Origin of the sequence: Cyanobacterium stanieri LEGE 03274 (assembly GCF_015207825.1) — a bacterium.
GTDB classification, from domain to species: Bacteria; Cyanobacteriota; Cyanobacteriia; order Cyanobacteriales; family Cyanobacteriaceae; genus Cyanobacterium; species Cyanobacterium stanieri_B.
Genome location: NZ_JADEWC010000036.1, coordinates 20959 through 28636 on the forward strand (window position 1 = coordinate 20959; position 7678 = coordinate 28636).

Annotated in this window: 4 protein-coding genes and 1 riboswitch; of the genes, 1 reads left to right on the forward strand and 3 read right to left on the reverse strand. The window is 38.1% G+C overall.

Annotation, left to right across the window (positions count from 1 at the left end):
* Positions 1-47 precede the first annotated feature (47 nt).
* Complete coding sequence (locus tag IQ215_RS12870) at positions 48-2876, forward strand: glycerol-3-phosphate acyltransferase (protein ID WP_193801816.1); 2829 nt, start codon at positions 48-50, stop codon at positions 2874-2876.
* Positions 2877-3076: 200 nt separating this feature from the next.
* On the opposite strand, the gene IQ215_RS12875 is transcribed toward IQ215_RS12870, so the two are convergent.
* The 3 genes from IQ215_RS12875 to IQ215_RS12885 form a co-directional block, all read right to left on the reverse strand.
* On the reverse strand, positions 3077-3865 hold the full coding sequence (locus IQ215_RS12875; protein ID WP_193801817.1) for a hypothetical protein: 789 nt from the start codon (positions 3863-3865) through the stop codon (positions 3077-3079).
* 250 nt (positions 3866-4115) lie between these two features.
* A complete protein-coding gene (gene thiC / locus IQ215_RS12880; RefSeq protein ID WP_193801818.1) occupies positions 4116-5501 on the reverse strand; it encodes a phosphomethylpyrimidine synthase in 1386 nt (461 codons plus the stop codon).
* Between the two features lie 7 nt (positions 5502-5508).
* Positions 5509-5604: riboswitch (TPP riboswitch) on the reverse strand.
* 111 nt (positions 5605-5715) lie between these two features.
* Positions 5716-7302 carry an NAD(P)H-quinone oxidoreductase subunit 4 gene (locus IQ215_RS12885; protein WP_193801819.1) on the reverse strand — a complete coding sequence of 529 codons (1587 nt, stop codon included), beginning with the start codon at positions 7300-7302 and terminating at the stop codon, positions 5716-5718.
* Positions 7303-7678: the final 376 nt, after the last annotated feature.

A 7678-nucleotide genomic window follows, 5' to 3' on the forward strand; every position in this document is an offset into this window, starting at 1 on the left:
AGATTTTCTACCTTAAAATCTAATCAAGATAACAATCAAGAGAATTCATGACAGAAATTTGGGGAGCAGTAATTGTCTTTATCATATCTCCCATGATAGGTGCTATTCCTTTAGTAGATTGGTTTACCTATGCAGTATCGGGAAAAGAATTAAAAAAATTAGGCACAGGTAATGTTTCCATCGCCGCATCCTTCTATTACGGAGGCAAACTAGCAGGAAGTTTAGCCCTGTTATCAGAAATGGGTAAAGGCATCGCCGTGGTTTTAATGACAAGGGCTTTTTTCCCCATGGGTTCACCTTGGGAGATAATGGCATTAATTGCCCTAGTTATGGGGGTATATTGGGCAGGTAGAGAAGGTAATTTAACCAGTGTTACTTGGGGTATCATAGCCCATAATCCCATGGCAGGATTATTAATCGTCTTGTTAGGTAGCGTTAGTTTTACCATCTTTCGCACCAACCAAGGGGGTAAAATTGGTTTTCTCGGTTTAATGGTGGTGGTGTTATCAGCTCAAAATATTAATTCTCCAGAATATCTTTTTGTTACCATCGCCTTGGCTAGTCTATTGTTATGGATTTTTGATCAACTTCCTGACAATTCCCCCTTTCAATTATTATCTTTTTTCCGTGGTGATAGTGGCGTTATTTCTCTATCGGATAAGTTAACCCCTGAGAAGGTAGGAAGTAAGGCGGCAAATCTTTCTTTACTAAAACAATGGGGTTATAGTGTGCCTGATGGCTGGGTAATTAAGGCAGGGGATGATTTAGATACGTTCTGTGATTTTGCTAACCCTTCTGTACAAAATTCTTTGGTAGTGAGGCCTTGTGCTTTGGATAAGGATTCTTTGACGGTATCGGCGGCGGGTATTTATGCAAGTTATCTCAATATTACTGATGGGGCTACCCTTAAACAAAGAATTATTGATTGTTTATCGTCTTATCATAGTCAGGTTGCCTTGAATTATCGTCAAAATAGAGACACTGAGGAAAAATCTTTGGTGGTAATTGTACAAAAACAAATTATTGGTCAGTTTTCGGGAGTCGCTTTTAGTCGTAATCCGATTAATCAACTTGATGATTGTATTTGTATCGAAGCAGTGGCGCAAAGTACCCATGAGATATCACCTCACAGGGTTACCCCTGAACAATATCGAGTTTATCTGACTGATGAAATATTACAGGGAAGGGGTAATATACCTCCATGGATTTTGTTTTCTGTGGCTAAAATTGCGAGGGAAATTGAAAAAGCGGCTCAAAATATTCCTCAAGATATAGAATGGACTTATGATGGAGAAAATATTTGGGTTTTACAAAATCGTCCTATCAGTACCCTATATCCTCTATGGACGAGAACCCTAGTTAAAGATTTTTTTCCTAAGGCTTTATCTCCTCTGTCTTGGTCTATTAATCATTTGTTAATGTCGGGAGTTTCTCGGAATCTTTTAACGGTGATTGTAGGGGATAAGGTGAAGGGTTTAGATTTTGATGATATTGTTATTTCTCATTATAATTATGCTTATTTTAATGCTAGTTTTTGCTCGGAACATTCTTTGTTAATGGGGTTATGTTTAGATGATTTTGCAGAAGGTAAAAATATTAATTTTTCTCCTTTTTTCATCTTAAAAAATATTTCTAGTTTATGGTCTTTTATAAACCATGAATGGGCTTTAGGAACTAATTTTAATAATAAGGGCGATCGCACTTTTAACCCCCTTTTAGATGAACTAGAAGAAATTCAACCAGATGAATTAAATAATAAAGAATTATTAACAAGAATTAATCATATTTTAGAAGTTTTAAGAGATGCTCAGTATTTAAATACATTAGCTTATCTTGGTTATAAAATATCTCAACAAATATTTAATATTAATAGTCACGATTTAAATCATCATAATCGAGATGAAATTTACTCCATTCAAGCACTAAAGCAGGTTGCGATCGATACAAGAAATTTATTTTCAGGCATTCAACTACAAGAAATTGACCCTAATAACTACGCCTCTTTTTTTGCAACCCTTTCAGAATTAAACGATGGAGAATCCGTCATTAAACGACTAGATAAATGGTTAGAAACATATGGTTACCTCAGTGACAATATTAATGATATATCCATACCCCGTTGGTCAGAAAGTCATCGTACCATGAAAACAATGTTTACTAGCTTTGTTGCAGATAAATCATTAAATGATATAGCTCAAAAACAAAAAAAACTAAGTATAAAACAAAAAATAATTCAGAATAGATACACATTATATAGCAGTATCAAAACAATAAATAATAAACTATTTGCCCATCTAAGAAAAACATTCTTAAGTATAGGAAATAAACTATATCAAGAAAAAATATTAGCATATAAAAATGATATTTTCCTGCTTAAATTAAATGAAATAGAAACCCTATTAACAAAAATAGAGCAAGATAAAAATATTATCGCCCTAACCAATAAACGTCAACAAAAACTAAAAGAACATCAAAACCTAAAGACAATTCCCAACCTAATTTATGGTAATAGTCCGAAAATAAATATTAACAATAACATTTCCCCAAAAACCAGTCAAAATCAACTCCAAGGTATCCCCGCTAGTATGGGTATCATCGAAGGAAAAGTAAAAATTATTCACAGCATCCGTCACAATATTCAAATCGATAAAAAAACCATAATCATAGCCCCTTATATCGATGCCAGTTGGTCATTAATCATTCCCCAAGCAGGAGGTATCATTACAGAAATAGGAGGGCAACTATCCCACGGAGCGATTCTTGCCCGAGAATATCAAATACCAGCGGTGATGAATATTCCTCAAGCCACTCGGATATTAAGAAATAATCAACCTATACGCCTTGATGGACAAAAGGGCATTGTGGAAATTTTGTAAAATTCTTTACTTTTGACTAACATTTCATAGGTATCATTACGAAAATTTTTTAGTCTGTTATCTTTATTCACGTAGAAAGAGTTTAATTTCTCATTATTTGACTTTCTCTCTATTTTTCTTTAATGACAAAAATACTTCCCTCGCCCTTCCTGCACTTCTCAAGGGGAAGCAGGGAGGATTTGGAGAGAAGTATTAATATACTACGCTTCTCCTTTATCCTTTTTACCTTTAATGCCACCCAAGCCTAATAAACCTAGTGCGATAATTCCTACCGTAGCAGATGTTTCAGGTGTGGTGACGGTTGCTGAAGCAAATCGGGCGTTAATCTGGCCAGGAATAGCACTACCAAAAACATTGGTGGGGAAAAGAAACCCCGCATTGTCCAGAAATCGACGTTGGTTAAGAAAGGTAATATTAGAATTGAATGTGTTATCTTCATTAAATTGGGTATCACTAATATTACTTGAAAGCACAAGAGAATCATTTTGCGGAAAACTATTTGGCCCGGTTTGAAAGGTCAAGCTATAAGTAGTACCATTGGTTAAATCAACTGCACTGGCTAAATCTTCATAACGATACTGACCTGGAACACCTGGAACACTTGGAACACCAAAGCCGTTAGTGATAGTAATAGACTCATCTAAGGTGCTATTACTATCAATAATTACGCTACCTAAAAGATTTTGAGTAGCTGTTTCCCATAAGCCTACCTGAAAACTACCGTTCTGAAAAAAACCGTCAGAGTTACTATCCCAAAAACCTAAACTGGTTAAGGTTAAGTTATCACTATTGGCAATAAAATCAAAGCCATGGATCGTACTGGCCTGCCAAGTAATATCAACTGGATTTTTGGCACCCTGAATAAGTGCAGCAGCGCTGACAGACTCCGTAATAGTTATATTAACCATAATGGTTGTGGCTGTGGTGAGAGCTAATGATAAATTTTGCTTACCTACACCTGACTTTTGGATTATTTTTGTTAGTACCATAATGGTTTTATTTTGAAAGTTTATCTGATTATATAACGCTAAAGTCTATCCTATGGTTAAAAAGCATTTATCTAAGGCAAAAAACTTAACTTTCAAGGAACAGTTAACTTAATTTCTTTTCTTTTTAAGCTAATTTTTGTTAGCTTATTGATTGTCTTACAATTTTTCTTTAGTCTAAATTACAGTTATCAATCACCATAAAAAAAGCCCCTCTCCATAGACTAGGAGAAGGGTTAGCATTGGAAAATAATTAAGCTACGGGTTGTTTTTTCGCCTCTTCTTCCCTTGCCAAGAATTTTTCTAACTCCGTAAGGGCATCCGCATCAACCTTGGTTTGCATAGGACAGAATTTAGGCCCACACATAGAGCAGAATTCCGCAGTTTTGTAAATGTCTGCGGGTAAAGTCTCATCGTGATATTCCCTTGCTCTGTCTGGATCTAAGGATAACTCAAACTGACGATTCCAGTCAAAATTGTAACGAGCTTCAGAAAGTTGATCATCCCTGTCTCTTGCACCGGGGCGATGACGGGCAATATCCGCCGCATGAGCTGCAATCTTGTAAGCAATCAAGCCGTTACGCACATCTTCCGCATCAGGTAAACCTAAATGCTCTTTGGGGGTAACGTAACATAACATGGCCGTACCATACCATCCTGCCATGGCAGCACCGATCGCACTGGTGATATGATCATAACCTGGGGCGATGTCAGTAACTAAAGGCCCTAAAACATAGAAAGGAGCTTCAGAGCATTCCTCCATCTGTTTTTTAACATTAAACTCGATTTGATCCATGGGTACGTGTCCGGGCCCTTCTACCATTACCTGTACATCATGTTCCCATGCACGGCGGGTTAGTTGTCCGAGGGTTTTTAACTCAGCCAATTGAGCCTCATCGGAAGCATCATGGGTACAACCGGGGCGCAAAGAATCCCCTAAACTGAAGGATACATCATACTTTTTGAAGATTTCGATAATATCGTCAAAATGAGTATAAAGAGGATTTTGTTTATGGTGATGCAACATCCAACGGGCGATAATACCGCCACCACGGGAAACAATACCAGTAATACGATTACGTACTAAGGGTAAATGCTCGATTAAAATACCCGCATGGATAGTCATATAATCTACACCCTGTTGGGCGTGTTTTTCGATGATATGTAAAAAATCTTGTGCCGTTAAATCTTCGATATTACCGTGGACACTTTCTAGGGCTTGGTAAATGGGTACAGTGCCGATGGGGATAGGAGATGCGTTGATAATAGCGGTACGAATTTCATCTAAATTACCGCCCCCTGTGGATAAATCCATGAGGGTATCGGCCCCATATTTCACCGCTAGGTGAAGTTTATCTACTTCCTCATCAATATTAGAACTATTGGGAGAAGCTCCAATATTGGCGTTTACCTTACATTTAGACGCAATCCCGATACACATGGGTTCAAGATTAGGGTGATTGATATTTGCAGGAATAATCATTCTGCCCCTTGCTACTTCATCCCGTATTAACTCAGGGGGTAAATTTTCCCGCTTTGCTACATAGTGCATTTCTTCTGTTATCACACCTTGACGGGCATAGTGCATCTGAGACACGTTAGCCTGTCCCCGTCTTTTCGCAATCCATTCTGTTCGCATATTTTGATTCCTCTATAAACAGCTTTCCTACGCTGGTATTACCCAGTCTCAGGTTCTAAGGGTTTTTCTCAGCCTATTTTTTCAGACACCCCTAGCTATGATTAGATCTTACCATTTATTTTTGTTTAAAGAAATATTCAAGCAATTGAGAATTGATAACAAAAAAAATCCCCTCCGTTAAAAGAGGGGTTAAAATTTATTTACAGATAAATTATTAATCAATGGTTGGGGCTTGGAGGGCTACAAATTGATTTTTGGTTTTATCGGCAATTTCTGTTTCTACTAAGTTAGGCACGGAGTTTCTTAATAATGCCGTAAGTTGATTGGTGGTGCTGTCATAAATTTGGGTGACAATTTTGGGATATAAACCAATACCGATGATGGGAATAAGTAAACAAGCGATAATAAACACTTCTCTGGGTTCGGCATCAATAAGTTTGGTATGGGATACCAATTCTTTGTTTTCTGGGCCATACATTAACTCTCTGAGCATGGAAAGGAGATAAATGGGGGTTAAGATAACTCCGACGGCGGCGAGGGATACCATAATCACTCGGAAAGTCATACCATAGGCATCACTGGTGGCAAGGCCAATAAATACCATTAATTCTGCCACAAAACCGCTCATACCAGGCAGGGCAAGGGATGCCATAGAACAAGTTGTCCACATGGCAAAGATTTTTTTCATTTTTTTACCAACTCCCCCCATTTCATCTAACATGAGGGTATGGGTGCGATCGTAGGTAGCCCCAACCATGAAGAATAGACTCGCGCCGATTAAACCATGGGAAATCATTTGTAGCATAGCACCACTCATACCTATGTCGGTAAAAGAGGCGATACCAATTAGTACAAAACCCATGTGGGAAATAGAGGAGTAGGCAATTTTTCGTTTCAGGTTACGTTGGGCAAAGGAGGTAAAGGCTGCGTAAATGATGTTTACTACCCCCAAAATAATCAGGATAGGGGCAAAAACTGCATGGGCATCGGGTAACATTCCCGCATTCATACGGATGAGGGCGTAACCACCCATCTTGAGCAAAATTCCGGCCAAGAGCATATGGGCAGGGGCGGTGGCTTCCCCGTGGGCATCAGGTAACCATGTGTGGAGGGGGAAAATGGGTAGTTTGACACCGTAGGCGATTAAAAACCCACCGTATAGTAATAGTTGCAGGTTTAAACCATAGTCTTTCTGGGCGATCGCACTCATATCGAAGGTCACGGTATCCCCGTAAAAAGCCATAGTTAAAGCCCCTACAAGGATGAATAAAGACCCTCCAGCGGTATAAAGGATAAATTTGGTGGCTGCATAAAGTCGTCTCTTACCGCCCCATATAGACAGGATGAGGTAAACAGGGACTAATTCTAATTCCCACACGAGGAAAAAAAGTAACATATCCTGCACGGCAAAAACGGCTATTTGTCCGCCATACATTGCCAACATCAAGAAGTAAAACAACCTAGGTTTAAGGGTTACAGGCCATGCCGCCATAATGGCGAGGGTAGTGATAAAGCCCGTTAACAAAATAAGGGGCATGGATAAACCATCGACACCCACCGACCATTTTAGGTCAATGTCTGGTATCCATGTATAGCTTTCTACCATCTGTAGATTGGGGTTATTTAAGTCATAACCTTGGTAGAAGGCATAAACGATTAAAACGAAGTCTATTAAGCCCACAGTGAGGGCAAACCATCTTATGGTTTTACCGTCTTTATCGGGGATGACAAAAACGAGAAGGGAGGCCACAATCGGGAAAAGAATGATTGTCGTTAGCCAAGGGAAGTTTGTTAAATCCATTATTAACTTGAAAAATAGTTATATTTGTTATCTAAACTGCTTATATACATTAGTTCTAACAACAATCTAACAACTATTTTCGGGGATCTTACATTTTGTAATGTTAATTTTTGTTTTTCATTCCATGAAATCACAGAGAGATGGGATGGTCAAATTTAACTAACTTAAGTTTGGGATAATATTTTCTGGTTAAGGCAGGGAATGGGCAATCTGATTGGTAAAGTTTACTATCTTAAAAGTGTCAAAAGGGGACACCCGTTAGATTCCTCAGCAACAAAAATGCCCATAGGAATTAACGGGTGATGAATTTTGACCAATAAACAAAACATTTTAATTCCTTATTCTTGAGGAATTTTTTGATTCTCAACATATTTTT